15 protein-coding genes and 1 pseudogene are annotated in these 20,545 nt (G+C 38.5%); 3 read left to right on the forward strand and 13 right to left on the reverse strand.

The window, feature by feature from the left end:
- Positions 1 to 6 precede the first annotated feature (6 nt).
- Positions 7 to 1,074 (forward strand): M20 family metallopeptidase, encoded by a 1,068-nt coding sequence (locus tag G3O09_RS07025; protein ID WP_163100783.1) that lies wholly within the window; start codon positions 7 to 9, stop codon positions 1,072 to 1,074.
- 542 nt (positions 1,075 to 1,616) lie between these two features.
- Here G3O09_RS07025 and G3O09_RS07030 read toward each other — a convergent pair.
- From G3O09_RS07030 to G3O09_RS07040, 3 genes and pseudogenes are all read right to left on the reverse strand, one after another.
- Positions 1,617 to 3,443, reverse strand: coding sequence for an ABC transporter ATP-binding protein (locus G3O09_RS07030; RefSeq protein ID WP_163100784.1), 1,827 nt, complete (start codon positions 3,441 to 3,443; stop codon positions 1,617 to 1,619).
- A complete protein-coding gene (locus tag G3O09_RS07035) occupies positions 3,424 to 5,163 on the reverse strand; it encodes an ABC transporter ATP-binding protein (RefSeq protein WP_163100785.1) in 1,740 nt (579 codons plus the stop codon). Before G3O09_RS07035 ends, G3O09_RS07030 begins: the two co-directional genes overlap by 20 nt.
- 335 nt (positions 5,164 to 5,498) lie before the next feature.
- Positions 5,499 to 5,874 (reverse strand): annotated as a pseudogene (locus G3O09_RS07040) (ACT domain-containing protein); the annotation flags it as partial.
- 198 nt (positions 5,875 to 6,072) lie between these two features.
- On the opposite strand from G3O09_RS07040, the gene G3O09_RS07045 reads away from it, so the two are divergent.
- Positions 6,073 to 6,936: an STAS domain-containing protein gene (locus tag G3O09_RS07045; protein ID WP_163100786.1), complete on the forward strand. Its 864-nt coding sequence runs from the start codon at positions 6,073 to 6,075 to the stop codon at positions 6,934 to 6,936.
- 74 nt (positions 6,937 to 7,010) lie between these two features.
- On the opposite strand, the gene G3O09_RS07050 is transcribed toward G3O09_RS07045, so the two are convergent.
- The 3 genes from G3O09_RS07050 to G3O09_RS07060 form a co-directional block, all read right to left on the reverse strand.
- Positions 7,011 to 7,217, reverse strand: coding sequence for a zinc ribbon domain-containing protein (locus G3O09_RS07050; RefSeq protein WP_163100787.1), 207 nt, complete (start codon positions 7,215 to 7,217; stop codon positions 7,011 to 7,013).
- Between the two features lie 80 nt (positions 7,218 to 7,297).
- The gene (locus tag G3O09_RS07055; protein ID WP_163100788.1) at positions 7,298 to 8,629 is read right to left on the reverse strand and encodes a CoA-disulfide reductase; all 1,332 of its coding nucleotides are present in this window, start codon (positions 8,627 to 8,629) and stop codon (positions 7,298 to 7,300) included.
- 102 nt (positions 8,630 to 8,731) lie between these two features.
- Positions 8,732 to 9,553 carry a class II aldolase/adducin family protein gene (locus tag G3O09_RS07060; protein ID WP_163100789.1) on the reverse strand — a complete coding sequence of 274 codons (822 nt, stop codon included), beginning with the start codon at positions 9,551 to 9,553 and terminating at the stop codon, positions 8,732 to 8,734.
- A gap of 232 nt (positions 9,554 to 9,785) precedes the next feature.
- Here G3O09_RS07060 and G3O09_RS07065 point away from each other — a divergent pair, with 232 nt between their 5' ends.
- Positions 9,786 to 10,547 (forward strand): DeoR/GlpR family DNA-binding transcription regulator, encoded by a 762-nt coding sequence (locus G3O09_RS07065; RefSeq protein WP_163100790.1) that lies wholly within the window; start codon positions 9,786 to 9,788, stop codon positions 10,545 to 10,547.
- Between the two features lie 581 nt (positions 10,548 to 11,128).
- Here G3O09_RS07065 and mtnA read toward each other — a convergent pair.
- From mtnA to hutI, 7 genes are all read right to left on the reverse strand, one after another.
- Entirely contained in the window at positions 11,129 to 12,196 is a 1,068-nt protein-coding gene (gene mtnA / locus G3O09_RS07070; RefSeq protein ID WP_163100791.1) for an S-methyl-5-thioribose-1-phosphate isomerase, read from the reverse strand.
- Between the two features lie 9 nt (positions 12,197 to 12,205).
- Positions 12,206 to 13,429: an S-methyl-5-thioribose kinase gene (gene mtnK / locus G3O09_RS07075; protein WP_163100864.1), complete on the reverse strand. Its 1,224-nt coding sequence runs from the start codon at positions 13,427 to 13,429 to the stop codon at positions 12,206 to 12,208.
- A gap of 437 nt (positions 13,430 to 13,866) precedes the next feature.
- Positions 13,867 to 15,159, reverse strand: coding sequence for a YhgE/Pip family protein (locus G3O09_RS22455; protein ID WP_240338366.1), 1,293 nt, complete (start codon positions 15,157 to 15,159; stop codon positions 13,867 to 13,869).
- 24 nt (positions 15,160 to 15,183) lie between these two features.
- Positions 15,184 to 16,005: a YhgE/Pip domain-containing protein gene (locus G3O09_RS22460; protein ID WP_240338367.1), complete on the reverse strand. Its 822-nt coding sequence runs from the start codon at positions 16,003 to 16,005 to the stop codon at positions 15,184 to 15,186.
- Between the two features lie 907 nt (positions 16,006 to 16,912).
- The gene (locus G3O09_RS07085) at positions 16,913 to 18,250 is read right to left on the reverse strand and encodes a YjiH family protein (protein ID WP_163100792.1); all 1,338 of its coding nucleotides are present in this window, start codon (positions 18,248 to 18,250) and stop codon (positions 16,913 to 16,915) included.
- 22 nt (positions 18,251 to 18,272) lie between these two features.
- Entirely contained in the window at positions 18,273 to 19,259 is a 987-nt protein-coding gene (locus G3O09_RS07090) for an agmatinase family protein (RefSeq protein ID WP_205439623.1), read from the reverse strand.
- The gene (gene hutI / locus G3O09_RS07095) at positions 19,222 to 20,529 is read right to left on the reverse strand and encodes an imidazolonepropionase (RefSeq protein WP_163100793.1); all 1,308 of its coding nucleotides are present in this window, start codon (positions 20,527 to 20,529) and stop codon (positions 19,222 to 19,224) included. The genes G3O09_RS07090 and hutI overlap by 38 nt, the downstream gene beginning before the upstream one ends.
- Positions 20,530 to 20,545 lie beyond the last annotated feature (16 nt).

The following is a 20,545-nucleotide window of genomic DNA, read 5'->3' on the forward strand; positions in this document are numbered from 1 at the left end:
CTTATTATGGATTCTACATGGCTTACAATATTACAAGATTTAGTACAAATAGATAGTTCGACAAAAGCCGGTGCAAATACTGCGATTGACTTGTGCGCTACATGGCTTGAATCACGAAATCTTAAAGTGGAAATACTTGAAAATAATGGTTATAAAATGCTTCTGACCACGATTGGCAGCAGTCCGAATACAATAATACTAAACGGACATGTTGATGTTGTACCTGGCAAAGTAGAGTTATTTCAACCTGTAATAAAAGAAAACAAATTATTTGGAAGAGGTACTGCAGATATGAAGGCAGGAGTAGTGGCTTTCATGTGGGCAGTATCAGAACTAAATAATCATTCTTTATCCAAAAAAGTTCAACTTCAAATTGTTTCTGATGAGGAAACAGGTGGCCATCATTGCTCCCGATATTTAGCACAAAATGGCTACACAGGAAACATTGTCATTTGTTCGGAACCTACTCAACTCGGGATTGGTCTTCAAGCAAAGGGAATCTTACGCCTTGACGTCATTATTCGTGGATCATCTGCTCATAGCAGTCGTCCATGGGAAGGAAACAACGCTATTGAGCAAGCGCTAGGTTTTCATAATGAGTTGAAGAATCTCCCTTTTTCACAGGAATCCACCGATTGGTATTCATCACCATCGATCAATTTGGCAAAAATAAGTGGTGGAGATGTTTATAATAAGGTTCCCGATACTTGTACGTTAAGTTATGACATCCGTTTCTTACCTGGACAAAAGACAGAAAACATAATGGCACAAATACAGTCAATCCTTCCTAATAATGGTGAAATGTACAAATTGACGGAAGCACCTCCAGTTACTACATCAAGGGAGAACTCCTGGGTTTCAAAATTATCTTCCGTGATTTCCCAGTATACCAACAAAGAAACTGTCTTTTTTGGTCAACATGGCGCTGCAGATACACGTTTTTACTCAGAATTAGGAATACCTGCTGTAGAATTTGGACCAACCGGAGCAAATTGGCACGGTGATGAGGAATATGTAGAAATCCAATCGATAGAAATATATAAAAACATGATTGTGGATTTTTGTAAAAATTAAATATCTTACAAATGAAATCAAAAAAGGATGTTTGATGCGTATTTAAAAAGGGAAGTAAAAAAAGTGACCCTTTGAATATGCCAAACAAATATTGACATTGATTTCAAATAGTGATAAGATGTTTATTCTGACCCAACAATTTAGAAAGGTGTGGAATTTACTATGAAAATGAATGACATTTTAGTTTTTCATTTGAGTGGAACTTATTCACACTGGATCGGCTACGGAGCCGTAAGGATGTAAGAGAGGCAGGGCTTACGTCGTTTAAGTTCATAGACTCAAGCGGCTATTTGAATATCATCGCGGCATATTTACTACTTAAAATATTTTATTCATATAGAAGTTAAAACTGCGTCAAACAAATAACCATTCCAAGGGTGTATGGAAAGGTACCTGATTTGACCCTATGACGAATAGTATAAATGACTCCACATGGTGAGACCAATTTAGGCTTATTTTGTGGAGAAGGACACTATTCGAACTTAATAATTTCTCATCTTTCAAAAAAGCGAGCCCGTCGTTACGGCTCGCTTTTTATATATTTAATGTACTGCGTGTCCACTTACATGGAGACTATGATAAAACCCTTTTCTTCGTAATAATTCTTCATGAGTTCCCGATTCAATGATAACCCCATCCTGTAACACGATAATTTGGTCTGCATTCTGAATGGTATTCAAACGATGGGCAATGACAAAACTAGTTCTTCCATGCATCAGCTTCTTTAAGGCTTGCTGAATTTTCAATTCAGTCACCGTATCAATACTTGACGTCGCCTCGTCTAATATGAGAATTGAAGGATTGGCCACAAAGGCTCTAGCGATGGAGAGTAGCTGTTTCTGTCCTTGACTGATTCCGGCTCCTTCTTGCTTTAAAATTGTCTTATATCCGTTTGGGAGCTTCATGATGAATGAATGGGCATTGGCTTTTTTAGCAGCCTCCATCACTTCATCATCTGTTGCGTCCAATCTACCATACCGGATGTTTTCCATAACTGTACCTTGAAATAAGAAGGAATCTTGTAGCACAAAAGCCATTTGAGCTCGAACACTTTCTCTTTTAAAATGAGTAATGTCCTCACCATCTAAATAGATGGAGCCTTCATGGAAATCATAAAAGCGCGAAAGAAGATTGAGGACAGTTGTTTTTCCTGCCCCAGTCGGACCAACCAATGCTACTGTTTCACCTGGCCTTGCATTAAAAGTAAGATTCTGGACCGTATTCCCTGCCCCTTCATAAGAAAAGGAAACATCCCTAAACTCCACTTTTCCTTTTACTTCCTTCAAGGTAGCCAAGTTCTTTTCATGATGAAATTCTTCTTCTTCATCCAGAATTTCAAATACCCTTTCCGCACCAGCAACTGCTGACAATAGTGTATTGAATTGGTTGGCAAGATCATTCAATGGTCGGACAAATTGACGGGAATATTCAATAAATATTACTATTACCCCAATGGACACCTGGTCATTCAAGGCCAATACTCCACCAATTCCAGCTATTAGGGCAAAACTCATATTATTAAGTACGTTCATCAGTTTTGGGATGAAACCAGAATAAGTAAGTGCCCAAAAACCAGACCCCTTTAATTGCTCGCTTTTCCCCAAGAACTCTGAAATGACTTGTTCTTCTTGAGAAAAGGCCTTGACCATTTTTTGTCCAGAAATAATTTCTTGAATGTAGCCATTTAAATTTCCAAGGTTTTTCTGTTGCTCTTTATATAGCCTGCTTGTACGTTTCGTTATCCATTTCATGCCTAGGACCATCGTTGGTATAACTAATAATGTAATCATCGCAAGAATTGGACTTAACCAAAACATGACGACCACAGTTCCGATTAGAATTAATGTACTGGATGCAATCTGAATCACTGAACTGTTGAGGGTAGAGCTCACATTTTCAATGTCATTAGTGATTCGACTCATTAATTCTCCCTGCTGCTTTTTATCAAAATAGGAAATCGGTAACTTATGAAAATGCTTAAACAAATCCATCCTCATAGAAAATACTGTTTTTTGAGCGATTCCAATCATCCAGTAGTTCTGTACCCATAGCACAAATGAATTGATGACATACAGTGCTGTAAGCCATCCAAGAAGCCATACAAATCCTTCAATTTTTTTCGTGACTATATAATCATCAATCGCCATCCCAATTAGGTAAGGTCCCAGTAATGCACAGGCTGAACTCACAAATACCATGAGAACTACTAGGATAAATAGAACTTTATGAACTGCTAGGTAATTCCATATTCTTTTAATGGTATGGAGCATATTTTTTGCACGTTTTTTTTCAGTTGAAGCTATCTTTTTGTCTTCTTGAAGATTAATCACTTTCGGATAGGAAAAGGGTTTAGTAAGTTGTTTTAACATGGTTTTCCAGCCCCTTTCCATTTTGTGATTCGAAAATCTTCCGATAAAGACTGCTATTATCAAGCAATTCAGTATGAGTTCCTTTTTCAATCAACCGTCCATCTTCTAGAAGTAAAATTTGATCGGCAGATTTTGCAGTACTTACTTTTTGTGTAATTATTAGTGTAGTACAGGAATAATTTTTTAGAGCATGAAGTAATTTAGCTTCTGTTCGAAGGTCTAAGGCACTTGTACTGTCATCTAATAACAGCAACCTAGGTTTCCGGACAAGCGCTCGAGCAATGGAAATTCTCTGCTTTTGTCCCCCGGATAAATTGACCCCTCTTTGACCAATTTTTGTTTCATATTCATTGGGAAGTTTACCGATGGTATCTGCTATTTGTGCATCTTCTGCAGCTTGCATAATTTCATCCATATTCGCATCATCCTTACCCCAGCGAATATTTTCTGCAACCGTACCTGTAAACAGGATAGAATCTTGTGGTACAAACCCGATCGCGTTACGAAGCGAATCTTGTTTCCACGCCCTAACATCCAGTTGATCAATCAGTATTGTACCTTCTGAAACATCGTATAAGCGTGGTATCAATTGAAATAAAGAAGTCTTTCCAGCACCCGTCGCTCCCAAGATGGCGATGGTTTCCCCCGCTCCCGCTTTAAAAGAGATATCATTTAATACATAAGTACTCGTATCAGGATACTGAAAGGATACATTCTGAAATTCCACAGTACCTAATATCGATTCCTTTTCGGTCCCTTCCCCATTGTCCTTCATAACCACTTCGGTATCTAACACATCCGTGATTCGTTCTGCTGAAGCTCTGGCTCTTGAAAAGGCCATAATTATGAAGGTAAAGACCGACAGTGCGGAAGTTATCCTCATTGAGTAATTGACAATCGCCACCACTTCTCCAACCTCAGCACCGCCTGTATTAACTTCAATACTTCCAAACCATAGCACTCCAAGAATTGAGAAGTTCATAAGTAATAATAGGACTGGCATCGTCACTTCCATAACACGTAGCACAGATGCAGTGTGTTTCATTAACTCCAAATTGGCATCTTCGAACCGATCCCCCTCGAAGTTCCTTCTTAGAAAAGAACGGATTAGCTTCATACCTGCCAAATTTTCCTGCATAACACTATTTACACCGTCTAGCTTTTCTTGGACGACTTTGAACATCCTTCTTCCTTTATTCATAAACCAGATAAGAAAGAAGAATAGAATTGGCACGACTACCGCCAAGAGAAGAGCCAATTTTGGATGGACGACAAATGACATGACCAATCCACCGATAATTAACAAAGGAGCCCTCATCATTATCCGTAAACTCATAAAAACAGTATTCTGGATTTGGGTAACATCATTCGTTAAACGTGTTATTAATGAAGATGAAGGAATCTTATTGAAATTCGCATAAGAAAAAGATTGTACTTTTTCAAACAAATGCTGCCTTACATCGAATCCAAAACTTTGACTGACATGGGCAGCATAAAAGGAGTTTAATATCCCTGACACAAAGGCTACTAGGGACAACAAGACCATGAACCCTCCCCATGCGAGAATAACCGACATATCATTCTTCAAAATTCCTTCATCGATGATTTTTGCCATTAATAATGGTTGCCAAAGCTCGACTGCCAATTCCGTCAGCATAAAAAACAGGGCTATTCCGACGGCTATTTTATATGGATTTAGGAAGTGTAACACCTTACTCATCTTATCCCCCATTCTGTACCATCCTTAGCTGCATTTGTATCAACCTTTAGGAAACCGAATATCTCGAAGTACTTTAATGTTTTCTTTTATTTTACTATTTTATCTTAGAATTTGAAATAATTAGAATTTTTTAATTACCTATCCATCTCTTTATTTTGCTCAGTATTCGTTTCGATACACTCCCTAATAAAGAGTTGGATATTAAACAGCTTCCCAAGTTTCACTGCAAAAGTAATGGGTCACTTCTTCTATATCTATACATTCAAATTGTACTTTTTCATAGAAAAAAAGATACCCTAAAGGTAAATACATTCTTTCCTTTGAGTATCCTGTCATCATCTCGATACACCAACTAACCAAGGTGCAAAAAATGCATTGTACAATGCATTTACCGCTTTGTGTTCATCCCTCGCCTTGATTCCGAACACAATGCTTACTTCCGAAGATCCTTGGTTAATCATCTCTATATTAATCCCAACACTGGACAACGCCTTTGAAGCTCGTGCAGTAGTCCCTACATTATGTCGCATGCCTTCACCTACAATCATGATTAAGGCCAAACCATGTTCTACTATAACATCATCAGCATCTAGCTCATTTTTAATCCTTTCAATAATAATCCTTTCCTTCTCTAAATCCAACGAATTTTCTCTCAATATGACCGTATCATCGTCAACTCCAAGGAGTATTCTCATAAGATACTCCGTTTTCCATTCAGAAATATTAATTCTGAATTTTTGATAAATATGAGTCTTATTATCTCTCCGGAAAATTAAAGTTGTAAGATATTTTTCCACTACACAAAAACACTTGTACTCATACAACGAACAAATGCTAGTAAATTGACTTTTCATCTTTTTGCCCTAACAATAAAGAAACAATAAAAAGATATCATGACAAGGAGATAATATGGACGTCAAAGCAAGAGCACTTTACGATTATTTGGTCGACCATGCTACGGAATTTACAGAAGAGTGGTTTACATATCAAACAGTGAAAACAGGCTCTGATTATTCATTGGATGCTCCACCTCATGTAATTAGCAAAATCAAGGAACAAAATTCTCAATATGTCCGTTTCCTTGCACAATCCCTTCTCCAAACAGAGGAAGAAATGAAAGATACTATTTCTGATTGGACGAGTAAGACTGCAGCAGATCGCGTTCAATCAAAGACTTCTCTAGATGAGGTCGCTAGAAATAATGGTGTTTTTCGTAGGGTCTACTGGGAATATATAAAAAAGTTTGTTAAAGAAACAGATTTAAACATTGAATTGGATGATGTCTTCTATTGGGAAAAAAAATTAAACTACGCTCTGGATTATGTACTTGAAACATTTATCGCGTTTTTCATGGAAATCATGATAAATCGTTTGACTTCCCAAGCCACATTAATCAGGGAATTAAGCACCCCAGTCATAACATTAACGAACAAAGTCGGCCTTTTACCCATTATCGGTGAGATCGATACGACACGTGCAAAAAGCATTTTAGAATCAACACTGACCCAGGCTGTTAAAGCCAGGGTAACCATCTTAATCATTGATTTATCTGGTGTTGTTATGGTTGATACAATGGTCGCCCAACAGGTATTCCAACTAATCGATTCCTTACGTATAGTAGGGATAAAAGCCATCTTAACAGGCATTAGGCCAGAGGTAGCACAGACATCCATTCAGCTAGGCATTGATTTCTCAGGAATCCAAACAGAAAACTCCCTTCAAAAAGTCATCAGTCAATTGGCCAAAACAAATGGACTGTGCTTTTTTGAATAAAAAATGAACTTAACAAGCATTTTTGCTTTAAAAAAGACTGGATTGAACGTAATAGTTCAATCCAGTCTCTTTACTTATCCGCCAAAAAACAAATCTAGAATATTAGAACCCATAGAAGCTTTTTTATTATAGAATTCGGAATATCCACATTTCTTGCAATAGATGACAACAAACTGGTTGTGTTGGATATCAAACATTTTTGATAATCCTGTTCCTGTCATGGCTACTTCTTTCCTGTCTGTTTCAGTATGACCGCATTTAATGCATCCGCCACCACTCATCCAAATCGCTCCTTTACTATTTCTCTCTTTTAATACGTAGAGAGAGGAGTGAAGTTTCAATGAACGATGATTTCCCCATATTACTTTACAGAATTACTGGCTATATGGATAGCGTCCCATACTCCAGAAAATGGTGGGGCATAACACAAATCTGTCATTCCAAGTTCATCTACTGTCATTTTATTGTGGATGGCCACAGCAAAAACATCTATCCTCAATACTGCCCCTTTGTTGCCCAGTGCCTGTGCCCCGAGAATCACTCTTGTTCGTTTATCACAAATCAACTTAATCCAAATTGGAGTGGCATCTGGATAGTATCTAGGGTGGACCATGGTTTTAATAAATGAAGTAGTGTATTCTAAGGCATTCCTTTTCGCATCTTGTTCCGTCATACCTGTTCTACCCATTTCAATATCAAATACCTTAATGGCTGCACTTCCGAGTGTACCTACAAATTTTATATGACTACCAAGGATATTACTGCCTGCAATTCTTCCACATTTATTAGCAGTAGTACCAAGAGGAATGAACTGATTTTCTTCCATTACTCTGTTATACACCAAGGCACAGTCTCCTGCGGCATATATATCTTCTATGTTTGTTCTCATTTCACGATCAATAAGGATTGCCCCATTCTTTGCAAAATGAATGCCTGATTCATGTAAAAACTCTGTTGCAGGTTTAATCCCGATTGATACAAGCACTAGATCTGCTTTATATGTTCCTTTATTAGTCTTGACTCCTTCAACATTTGTTTTCCCAACAAAGCCCTCTACCTTTTCATTAAAATGAAGCTCTACACCGTGTTTTTCTAGCTCCTTATGAGCCATGTCTGTCATTTCAGTGTCAAATGTTTTTAGAACTCTTTCACCATGTTCAATCACTTTTACATTTTTCCCCTGATAACGAAAAGCTTCTGCTGCCTCGATCCCTACAAATCCTCCACCAACAATCACGACATCTTTTATACTAGGTTGATCCACTAGTTTCTTAAGTAGGAGACCATCGTCCAGTGTTTTCAAAACATGAATATTCGCTAACTCTTTACCTGGTATTGGAGGTATTTTTGCATAAGTCCCTGTCGCTACCATAAGCTTGTCATAAGAATCCTGGATTAGCTTGTTCCCCTCCAGATCTTTTACATGGATTACCTTTTCTTCAGGAATTACCTTGACTACCTCATGCCTAAGATGAATTGTGATTCCCTTTTCTTCAAACTCCTCTTTAGACCTTGCTATCAATTTTCGATAATCGTCATTTTCTCCTGAAATATAATAAGGCATCCCACATGCCCCATACGAAACAAATCTTCCTTTTTCATAAACAACTACTTCAGCTTCAGGATTAATACGTTTGATTTTTGAGGCTGCAGACATTCCCGCAGCAACCCCGCCAATAATTAATATCCTCATGAGATCGCTTCACCCACATTCAATTGAACTTTAAAAGGAACATGTCACTCTTACCTTACCCATTTCTTAGTAAGTTTCAGCTCACTCTTAAGATATTATGAATTAATCTTTATTTATTTCAGTCTGATTTAGATTCGGTAAAATATTTTTCAAAACATCCTCAGTGACCTTTAGGACAATTTCTTGAATCAATTCTTTTTGCGTAGAAAAACTGAATTGATCGATTGAAGCCTTGTTATTCGACTCGTTTACAGGGATACCTCCCGTTATGATTCCCATTCTATTTCTGATTTCTATTAGGTCCGAAATTTGCGAGCTGTTTAATTCATTTACTTGTTTAATGATGTTATTTGAATACATCGTCATTAATGCATAATGCTCTAAAGATTCCATTCGATAGTACGCTTCTAAAATATCTCTACCCCATGTCAGAGCACCATGGTTTGCAAGTAAGACAGCATTGTATCCCTTGCAGTATGGTGCAATAGATGCTGGAACCTCATCTGTACCTGGTGTTGCATATGGGGCGACTGGGACCGTTCCTAAAATCACCACCGCTTCTGGTGAAATTGGTTGATCGAGACTGATTCCCGCAATGGCGAACGAAGTGGCAACTGGTGGATGGGCATGAACGACCGCATTAACATCTGGGTTTTCATTGTATACCTTTAAATGCATCTTTACTTCCGAGGATGGACTAAACTCGCCTATTAGTACATTTCCCGTCAGATCCATTTTTACCATCATATCGGGAGTCATGAAACCTTTACTAACTCCGGTTGGTGTCGTCCAAATAGTATCCTGTCCCACTTTAATCGATATATTTCCATCATTTGCTGCTACAAAATTTTTATTATAAATACGTCTACCAATCTCACAGATTAATTCTTTAGCCTCAAGATCAGTGGGGTATTTTTTTTCCATAAGTGCATTCTCCTAAACAATATGATATGGAATTTTTTTATTAAAATTCTCATTCTAAAAGTTGTGTTGTTTTATAGTTATATTATGTTGTTTATATGGATGAATAACAAGAAAACTAATAAAAATACCATAAAATCACAAAATAAATCTGCTTATTTTAGTATATGTCCAAAATAAATCAAAACAAAATGTTATACTTTTAATTAAACTTACTTTTTCAAGGAGTTCTAATATGCTTCCAATAGCCCGTAAAAATAAAATTAAAGAAATGATTCTGGAGAAAAAAAGCGTAACTGTTTCCGAACTTACTTCTATTTTCCAAGTGACTGAGGAAACGATTCGAAGGGATTTAAAACAATTAGAGGATGAGGGTTTTCTTAATCGTACATATGGTGGCGCTTATATTTCTGAAGGGGTCCAAAACGATGTAGATGTCACCATTCGTGAATTCGTCCACGTAGAAGGCAAACGTAAAATTGCTTCGAAATGTCTTTCTTACATTAAGAATGGAGATTCCATTTTTTTAGATGCTTCTACTACCTCATTGGTAATCGCTTCGATGCTTAAGGAATTGAAAATTACAGTCGTTACTAACTCCATTAAGGTTGTATCAACTCTAATGGACAATCCTAATATTCGACTTGTTATCATCGGAGGGACCTTAGCCCATTCTTCCCTATCCAACCTTGGAAGAAATGCAGAGTACAATATGAAATATTATTTCTTTGACACAGCCTTTATTTCTTGCCGTTCTATCAGTATGCAGCACGGGATCACCGACTCCAATGAACAGCAAGCAGGCATTCGAAAACTTGCAGCTGAACACGCCAATAATGTATTCCTAGTCGCAGACTACACGAAGTTCGACAAAACCTCATTCGCAAGCATATGTGGGTTCGATTTAATTGATACAGTAGTTATAGACGAGAAATTAAATGACGACTGGCATACTTTCTTACAAGATCATAACGTTAGCTTAATAGAATGTGAATAAATACAAAATCCCGCCACTTACATAGATGGCGGGATTTTTTTGGGATTCATATTTTGACTTTCGTGTAGGAGCAATAAAAAGCACATCGAATTCTTAAAAAGCGGAACGATTCTTTAAAAAGCGCATTGCATCCATAAAAAGCGCAATGTATTCCTAAAAAGCGGATGTATTCTTTAAAAAGCACATTGCTTCTAAAAAAAGCGAATAGCTTCTTTAAAAAGCGCAATGTATTCCTAAAAAGCGCAACAATTTATTAAAAAGCACACTTGGTTTCTTAAAAAGCGCAAATTTCTATTATCGTGCATATTTTTAAAATAACGTGCAGAATTTGCACCCTATCATGCGTATTTTTAAAATAACGTGCAGAAATTGTATCCTATCGTGCGTATTTTTAAAATAACGTGCAGAATTTGCACCCTATCGTGCGTATTTTTAAAATAACGTGTAGAAATTGCACCCTATCGTGCGTATTTTTTAAAATAACGTACAGAATTTGCACCCTATCGTGCAGATATTGATGATTCCTCCCTACCAAAAAGGATGGCCTCAAATTACCCAAGGCCATCCTTTCTTCTATTAATCTATTTCTTAAACATATTGGGTAGATTTTCTTCAAACGGAGCATAAGCAATTCCATTTTCGGTGATGATTCCAGTGATTAAGCTGTTGTCCGTTACATCGAATGCAGGATTGTATGTTTTCACATCATTGGGTGCCATCGGCTTTTCATACCATGTGGAAGTGATTTCCGACGATGGACGAAGCTCGATGTGGATATCCTCACCAGTTTTACATTCTAAATCTACTGTAGATAGAGGCGCACATACATAGAAAGGAATGTTGTAGTGCTTAGCTAAAATGGCAACTCCAGATGTTCCAATCTTATTGGCAGAATCTCCATTCAACGCAACACGGTCACATCCAACCAACACGGCCTGAATTTTCCCTTCCTTCATGACGATAGAAGCCATATTATCACAAATAAGCGTCACATCAACTCCCGCTTCTTGAAGTTCCCATGCTGTAAGTCGGGCACCTTGTAATAATGGTCTCGTTTCATCAGCATAAACCTTAAAGTCATAGCCTTTTTCTTGTCCAAGGTAGATGGGAGCCAATGCTGTACCATATTTTGCTGTCGCAATGGTTCCTGCATTACAGTGAGTCAATATTCCCCAACTTGGTTCTAGTACGGATAGAGCGTGTTGTCCAATCGATTCACATACCTTTTCATCTTCAGCACGAATCAGCTCGGATTCCTCACGCAATGCTTCTATTACTTCTACTACACTTTTATCTTCTTCTTTTTTAAATCTAGTATCCATTCGGTCCAAAGCCCAGAATAGATTCACAGCTGTTGGGCGGGATGAAGCTAGATATTCCTTCACTTTTACGAAATCTTGATACAGTTCTTCATACGACGAAGCTGAAGATTGTTTCGTACCAAGATACACACCATATGCCGCTGCTATCCCAATTGCTGGAGCGCCCCGAACTTTTAATAGATAAATAGCATCCCAGATATCCTTCATTTCTTTTAGTTCAAGAAACTTCTTTTCATTCGGAAGTAAGGTTTGATCTAGTAATACAAGAGTATCCCTCTCGTCATCAAGTCTTACGGATTGAATTACGTCAACAGGTCGTCCCATCATGATGCCTCCTTAGAATTGTTGCGCAAACTTACGGATTACCTTTACAAAAGCTTCTCCATCCTTCAAGGAATCTCTCTCTAGAATAAACGTTTTCCCGATTGATAGACAAATCTTTTCAGCTGCAGCTCTAAATTCAGCATTCGTAATCGAAGTAATATCTTTCACGTGAGCCAATCCAATAATACGACGACAAAGCTCAAGACCAGCAACTGCCGCAGTGTCCCGTAAAATGGAATCAAGGTAGTACTCCTTGAAGCCTTCATATTTAGCTGTTCGATCCGTTGCTTTCTCATCAAATAATTTATTGAACTTCACTTTAAATAAATCAACCACATCTGTAATGGTATTTTCCAAATATACTAGCTGATCATCTTTTTCTTGTTCATCTTGAATCATGTACATCGCATTCCCATAGGCAAAAATCAGATTGGCAATAACGTTTCCAATGTCATATCCAGCTGGTCCATAAAATGCAAACTCTGGATCAATAATCTTGGTTGAATTTTCTGTGATAAAAATAGATCCCGTGTGAAGATCTCCATGTAATAGCGACTGTGCATTTGTCATGAACTCATATTTTAATTTAGCTGTTTCTAATGCCAGACTTTTATCAGCCCAGATGTTTTCTTTTACAAAATCAAGTGTACCTTCGAACACGTCATTTCGAGGGCAATTATAGAATGGCTCTGTAAATACAAGGTCTTCTGTAATTTCACAAAGCTCTGGGTTTATGAAGCTTTTTACTAATTCTTTTTTCTGTTTGTGTTCCATAACAACATCACTTGTTAGCAGAAGCGTTTGTGCCATAAATGTGGAAATATGGTCAGCAAAAAGGGGAAACTTCTTATGCTTCAACAATGCCGTTCTCATGATTTCATGATCGGACAAATCATCCATTACACAACAATTCATGATAGGATCATAGTAATAAACTTTCGGTACGAAACCAGGCGCAATCTCGAATTGCAGCTTAAGAATCTCACTCTCGATGCGATTACGATCCGGAGAAAGTTTAAATTCATCTGAAATTCTCGCAACTGGCCCTGCTTGCTTAATAATGATGGATTTCTCATTTTTTACATCGACGACTTTAAACACATAGTTCAAGTTTCCGTCTCCAATTTCTTTACAACTTAAAACAGCATCCTCTGCAAAAATATCAAGTTTCGTTTTTGCATATATAACTGCATCTTCTTCCTTCATAGTAAAATACTCTTTAGTAAAAACTGTCATCATCTATCCCTCCATTAATGCTTCAGTTATTAATAAGGTAAGGCAAGGGCAATCAGGTACTATTAGATATTCATCTCAAAATAAGGAATAAACATCATGACAAAGTCCATTTTAAAGAATTCCGATTAAAACAGCACATATGAATGGTCCAAAAGCTTGGCCTTTCATTCTCCTATAATCAAGTAACGATCTCTACTCTATTTTACAAATTATCTGTATCTTAGCACGCCTTAAAATCTTCCAACAATGGTTCTAATGGATTAATCAATTTTATTTCTGTTTTTATTTTGCATTATTTGGATTTTTAGTTTCCTCGATGTGGCTTTATACCTTATTTTTTTTGTTTCTACATATGTAAAAAACGGCCAATAATAAAGGGGTGTCTCGAAAGATCTTATACTCGATCTTTCAAGACACCCCTTATTGTTATCATTCTATTATGCCGCTAATGAAAGCTCAGCTTTACTCTTCTTGAAACTGAAAAGGAATACACCCAGAGACAATACCGCAAATCCTGCTAAAAAGAAGAACAATACAGTAGCATTAGAGGCTAGGAAGCTATTGTCACCTAAAGAGACAATAGATTTAAAGCCTGCATTGGAGTATGTCAAAGGTAAGAACTTGCTAATTGCTTGCAGGTTCTCTGGTAGCATTGGAATTGGCAAGTTCGAACCTGTAGTAGATAACTGCAATACTATGAATGCAAGTGCTACAAAGCGTCCGATATTTCCTCCTAAAGTGACTAGGAATAAGACAATGGACATAAATGCCAGGCTTGCAAATACAGCAAATCCTACAAATAAGAAAGCGTTTTCAACTTTCAGTTGCAAGGATAATAGGGCAAACAGAGAAACTAGCACTCCTTGTGCAACAGCAAATATAGATACCTTCATAAGCTTGCTTGCGTACCAGCTCAATGCCGAACCAGGTAAACCAGCTGGCTTTTTGAAATCGACTATAAAGGAGAGGATTAAAGCTCCAACAAATAATGCTAATGACAATACATATGGTGCTGTTGAATCGCGATAGAATTCAAATCCATTTGCCTTTTCCCCTGTCAAATTTACTGGGGATGAGAACATACTGATGTTTGCTTCACTCACTTTGATTTTGCTCATTTCATCCGCCCCACCAGCTAAACCATCAGACAATTGTTGGCTTCCTGATTGAAGCTGTTTTGCACCGCCATCTAAAGTAGTTACACCTTCTGTCATTGTTTTCCATCCAGTGGCTACAGTTTGGTTACCTGTGCTGATTTGAGAAAGACCATTTTGAAGGCTTGCTACAGCGCTAGTCATCTTCACCCATGAAGTTGCAACTGAAGCATTTCCGCTAGCAACCTGGGAAGCACCAGCTTTTAAGTCAGCGATTCCCTTATCAATTGCCTTCTGCCCTACAACCAACTCAGAAAGCCCAGCTGACAATTTTTTCGAGCCTGGAACTGCTTCTTTTGCGATTCCTGCAGCTAAGTTATCTGCTCCTGCTTTTAACTGGTTAGCACCATCCACTAGGCCAGGCATTTTTCCAGATATGGCTTCACTAGTGCCTACTATTCTTAAAAACTCAGGATCTGTCATAAGTTGATGATGCTTTGCCAAATACCCCTTCAATAAAGCAGTCAGTCCTTGTGCACCATCGGACAATTGCTTTGCACCAACAGCCAATTCTCCAGTTTTGGATGCTAGTAGAGCACTACCTGGCATAATTTTAGACTCTAATCCAGTAGCCAAAGCCTTCCCACCTGCTTCTGCCGACTATAGACCAACTAACACCTTGCCTGATCCTTCTTTCAACTGTCCAGCACCTTGATCGATTTGTTTGGAACCCGCAGCCAATTTATTGATGTCCCCTGTTCCTCCTTTAATGGAGCTCAATAGTTGGCCAGCACCGTTCTCCGCTTTTTCAGAACCATCCGCAAGCTTTTGGATATCTGCAGTTTTATCAGTTAATGATTGTAATAATTGCCCTGTTCCATTTGATAATTGCGAAGTTCCATCATAAATCTTTTGGGAGCCATCCGCTCCTGATTTGAATCCACTTGAAATGTCACCGAATTTAGAGAATAGGTTGCTTGCATATGTTTCCGTGATTTTATTCCCTAATTGCTCTCTAATTTTTTCAGTGGCACTTCTTGTAACCTGAGCAGCCATGAAATTCAAGCCTTCATTTTGGACATATTTCAAATCCGGAACTTGTGGATTTGCATCCAAAACAGTGGTGACCTTTTGTGAAAAGTCTTCTGGAATCTCTATGACCATGTAATATTTTTGACTATCTAACCCCTTTTTAGCTTCTTCATCTGAGACAAACTCCCACCCCAAGGTATTCGTCTTCTTTAAATCCGCTACTAAATCCTCTCCCACATTGATGGGTTTATCCCCAGACTGGGCACCTTGATCCTTGTTGACAACCGCTACTGGCAAGTTGTTCAAGTAATCATACGGACCCCAAGTCGACGACAGCAAAATAGCTGCGTAGACCAATGGAATCAATAAGACTCCAAGCAATGAGAACAGCAACCCTTTTTGCTCTTTGAGCTTTGAAAGCTCCATCCCTAACAGGCGAAAAGCGTTCATACATAACCCCCATATCCATATATAATTAATAAGAAAAAAATGAATGAACATTCATTCTTTTCTTAATCTATTATATTCGGAATATTGGGACAAAATTCCTGCTACATTAGTAATAGTGGTTGCTATTGAAAGAAAAGATTTTTCGACACTAACTAAGACCAGGATTCCCTCTGTCTCAAGTTGTGTTGACACTTGAATAACAAACGTAATTAAGTAAAGAAAATCAATTATTTATGGATTTTCGCTTCTTCTTGGAGGAATTATGCTTTTTACTAGAGATTTACGCTTCTTCCTAGAGATTTTCGCTTTTTATGGGGGGTTGCGCTTCTTTCTAGAGATTTTCGCTTTTTATGGAGGGTTTGCGCTTCTTTCTAGAGATTTTCGCTTTTTATGGAGGGTTTGCGCTTCTTTCTAGAGATTTTCGCTTTTTATGGAGAGTTTGCGCTTCTTTCTAGAGATTTCCGCTTTTTATGGAGGGTTTGCGCCTCTTTCTAGAGATTTTCGCTTTTTATGGAGGGGTTGCGCTTCTTTCTAGAGATTTTCGCTTTTTATGGAGAGATTGCGCTTCTTTCTAGAGATTTTCGCTTTTTATGGAGGGGTTGCGCTTCTTTCCAGAGATTTCTGCTTTCCACTGGAGATTTCCGTTTTACGGAAGGGTTTCTGCTTATTTCGTGAGATCTACGCTTTGCACGAAAGATTTCTGCTTTTTACAAATCCTCTGCGTCCTTGAGGGTTCCGCTTTTCACGCAAGACTACCTCTTTTTAAAAACCATGATTCATATTTTAAAAGGTAAATTCACATCCCCAAAAAATTGGCTTGCAGTGAAAAATCACATAAATTATCCCGGTTTATTTCCGAAAAAAGTGACTCTAACGCAAGTTGCTAGAGTCACTCTCCTATAATTCTTTATAAAAGTAGATAAGCAATTGGTGCAGTTAATAGGATTGTAAGGACAACCCTTTGGAACCAAATGATAACCAGCTTTCCGATTGACAATGGAATTTCAGTGGATAGAATACATGGTACAACCGCTGAAAAGAAAATAATGCTTGATACGGACACCACAGCCATCACAAATTTAGTCACTACAGCAGCTTCTGTTACCAATAAAGCAGGTAAAAACATTTCAGCAATTGATACTGCACTCGCCTTTGCAGCTAACATTGGTTCAGGTAATTGAACGAGAGCTGTGAAAGGGTAAAAGATATAACCTAACCAATCAAACACAGGAGTAAACTCTGCAAGGACTAACCCAAGTAGTCCAACCGACATGATAGATGGAAGAATTCCCATAGTCATGATAAATCCGTCTTTTAGGTTCTCCCAAATATTAGATTGTAAACTCGGAGAATTTTCTGCTGTAATCATCGCTTCCTTCCATGCATGCTTGACACGATCCTTCTTAATAATGACTTCTTTGTCACCTTCCATGCCTTGGTAATATTCATCACTCATTTTGGATAGTGGCCAGATTCGAGTAGTAATGGCCGTTACAATAAACGTTACGACGAATGTTACCCAGAAGTATGCGTTCCACATTTCCATCAAATTCAATGTTTTTGCTACAACAATCATGAATGTAGCGGAAACGGTTGAAAAACCAGTTGCGATAATCGCAGCTTCCTTAATGGTATATTTCCCTTCTTTAAATACACGGTTTGTAATAAGCAAACCTATTGAATAGCTACCAACAAATGAGGCAACTGCATCAATGGCAGATCGACCTGGAGTTTTCCAAATTGGGCGCATGACTGGCTGCATGAAAATCCCAATGAATTCTAGTAAACCATAGCCCACAAGCAGCGCAAGGAAAACTGATCCGATTGGAACTAACAAGCCCACCGAAATAACAAGCTTATTGTATAAAAACGGAGCCATATTAGGAGCGAAAAACCACTCAGGACCTACATTAAAAACAAGCATAATTGCAGCGACAAGACCAAAAACCTTCAATACTGAAAATACAATTGTAACCGTATCCTTTTTCCAGGTTTTTGCTACGAATGGATATAATGCACCCATCAAAATGACAATCAACGCATAATACGGAAGTACACTAGGCACCTTCAGCTGAATAAAACTAACGATATGATCCAGCATGATGGATGACTTACCGTTTAATGTAATTGGAATAAAAAACATAAAAATACCAATGGCGCTGAAAATGAAAAATTTCAAGATATTGCTCGTATTCGTTCCTGGTGCCAATTCTTGTTGTAGGTTTCTTACAGGTTGATTTTCCATCCCTATTCCCCCTTTATCCTACTTACCTTTTTGCCAAACCAGTCAAAAATGTTAAAAACACATGTGTTCCCATCTTCACAGTTGGCAGAGCAGTTAAATCGCGAAGTGGATCCAAGCAAACTATGTCCATGGCCTTTACCTTTGGATGTTGTCCTGCAAGCCAAACGGCCTCTAACAGTTCACCTGATGTCATCCCTCCCGGCGTAGATGCCGGGACACCAGGTGCGTATGCGATATCCAACACATCCATGTCCACGGTTACATAGATACGGTCCACCTTACTCTCTAATTCTTCTAAACATTGTAATACAGTCTCTTCAATTCCCTTACGTCTAGTTTCACGTAGAGTAAAGTAGTTCACACCTTTTTCATCTGCATACTCTTTTAAGTCTTTATTATTGAAAAAACCATGCAGTCCAATATTATACATATTGCTGCCTTCCACAATGTTACTCTCAATCAAATTGCGCATCGGTGTTCCGTTGGAAGGTCCATTGTCAGTTAAATCTCGCAGGTCAAAGTGGGTATCAAATTGCAAGATCCCAATTTTTTCGGAAGGGTTGGCATCATGCATCCCTTTTACGAGCATTGCCGTAATCGAATGGTCCCCTCCGATAGAACAAATAGTAGATTGAGAGAACTCTTGATGTATTTTCTTTGAGGCTTCTCTAATATTTTGATGACAAGCATGGATGTCCGTAACATGCATCGGAACATCCCCTGCATCCACAATCGCCATCGTATTAAGATCCACATCATGATCGATATTGTAAGTTGCGAATCCTTTCCAAGCCCTGCGAAAATATTCAGGGAACTCAGAAGCACCAGAAGCAGAGATGGACGATCTGGATAATGGCACACCCATGACAAGGACGTTTGGGTGCTCACACTCCTCAGATTTATCCTCCAGAGGTTTTATCCATTCATTCACCCTTTGTGGATTTTCAGGAAATCCCCCATTCCATAAAAAACTAGGAGGAATAAGATGTGGATAAAGAAAGCTCTTCAACCAGCTTCCCTCCTTCTACCACAACACGGCCTTTTTTGATGACTGTATCTGTATGGTTTACCCCATAAGAATATTGTAGCTTCATATAATTAGGACTATTAAAAATGGTTATGTCCGCTTGTTTCCCAACTTCCAAACTTCCAATTCGATCAGCACGGTTAATTGCATGGGCTGCGTTAATTGTTGCCGCCGTAAGCACTTCCGCTGGGGTCATTCCCATCTTCAAGCATCCTAGGTTCATGATAAACGGTAAGGAAACTGTTGGAGATGAGCCCGGGTTGCAATCTGTGGAAAGTGCAACTGGTACACCAAGATCAATCATTTTCCTACCATTAGCTGACTCAGCCATTAAAAAGTACGCAGTTCCAGGGAGTAGTACCCCTACCACTCCTGCTTTGGCCATCATTTTCATCCCTTGTTCGGAAGCCTTTAATAAATGGTCCGCCGAAATCGCTCCCACTTCCGCTGCCAATTCAGCACCCTCATATGGCTCTATTTCATCCGCATGGATTTTAGGATTCAACCCATATTGTTTACCGGCTTCTAGAATTTTTTTTGATTGCTCAGGTGTGAATACACCATGCTCACAGAACACATCATTGAATTCTGCCAAACCTAATTCAGCCACCTGAGGAATCATTTCATCTATAAGAAGATCAACGAATTCGTCTGGATTGCCCTTATATTCCTTCGGTACAGCATGTGCTCCCATAAATGTGCTGACAATATCGATGATATGCTTCTCATTTAGCTTTTTAGCGACCTCAAGCTGTTTTTTCTCCGTCTCCCATTCCATTCCGTACCCACTTTTAGCTTCGACTGTGGTTACACCATGGATAAGGAAACCATTTAAACGCTCATAGCTTTCATTAAATAATTCTTCATGTGTAGCCGCTTTTGTCCTACTTGTTGTAGCATGGATGCCTCCACCGTTATTCATGATCTCCATATAGGTAGCCCCTTGGAGACGCATATTGAACTCATTTTCACGACTACCCGCGAAAACTAGATGAGTATGAGGATCAACCAATCCAGGAGTCACAAGCTTACCAGTAGCATCAATGATTTGAGCTTCACCCATGCGGTCTTTATATATCTGAGATAGTTCCACATCTGTACCGACAGCCTGGATTTCCCCATGTTCAATCCACAAGCTGCCATTTTCAATCACCTTTAAATCAGACATGGCTTCTTTTACAAGGGGAGCTTTGGAACTCCCCTCCAATGTTACAAGCTGTGAAGCATTTCGTATAAAAATTGGAGCAGTCATTTAATGGACCTCCTTT

Origin of the sequence: Peribacillus alkalitolerans, from assembly GCF_010882125.1 — a bacterium.
GTDB lineage: Bacteria > Bacillota > Bacilli > Bacillales > DSM-1321 > Bacillus_BN > Bacillus_BN alkalitolerans.

Coding starts and splice junctions, on each gene's coding strand:
- G3O09_RS07045 (WP_163100786.1), top strand. CDS start 6,073: ATGGACGTCAAAGCAAGAGCACTTTACGATTATTTGGTCGACCATGCT.
- G3O09_RS07085 (WP_163100792.1), bottom strand. CDS start 18,250: ATGGAAAATCAACCTGTAAGAAACCTACAACAAGAATTGGCACCAGGA.
- mtnA (WP_163100791.1), bottom strand. CDS start 12,196: ATGATGGGACGACCTGTTGACGTAATTCAATCCGTAAGACTTGATGAC.
- G3O09_RS07030 (WP_163100784.1), bottom strand. CDS start 3,443: ATGTTAAAACAACTTACTAAACCCTTTTCCTATCCGAAAGTGATTAAT.
- G3O09_RS07050 (WP_163100787.1), bottom strand. CDS start 7,217: ATGAGTGGTGGCGGATGCATTAAATGCGGTCATACTGAAACAGACAGG.
- hutI (WP_163100793.1), bottom strand. CDS start 20,529: ATGACTGCTCCAATTTTTATACGAAATGCTTCACAGCTTGTAACATTG.
- G3O09_RS07035 (WP_163100785.1), bottom strand. CDS start 5,163: ATGAGTAAGGTGTTACACTTCCTAAATCCATATAAAATAGCCGTCGGA.
- G3O09_RS07065 (WP_163100790.1), top strand. CDS start 9,786: ATGCTTCCAATAGCCCGTAAAAATAAAATTAAAGAAATGATTCTGGAG.
- G3O09_RS22460 (WP_240338367.1), bottom strand. CDS start 16,005: ATGAACGCTTTTCGCCTGTTAGGGATGGAGCTTTCAAAGCTCAAAGAG.
- G3O09_RS07060 (WP_163100789.1), bottom strand. CDS start 9,553: ATGGAAAAAAAATACCCCACTGATCTTGAGGCTAAAGAATTAATCTGT.
- G3O09_RS07055 (WP_163100788.1), bottom strand. CDS start 8,629: ATGAGGATATTAATTATTGGCGGGGTTGCTGCGGGAATGTCTGCAGCC.
- mtnK (WP_163100864.1), bottom strand. CDS start 13,429: ATGACAGTTTTTACTAAAGAGTATTTTACTATGAAGGAAGAAGATGCA.
- G3O09_RS07025 (WP_163100783.1), top strand. CDS start 7: ATGGATTCTACATGGCTTACAATATTACAAGATTTAGTACAAATAGAT.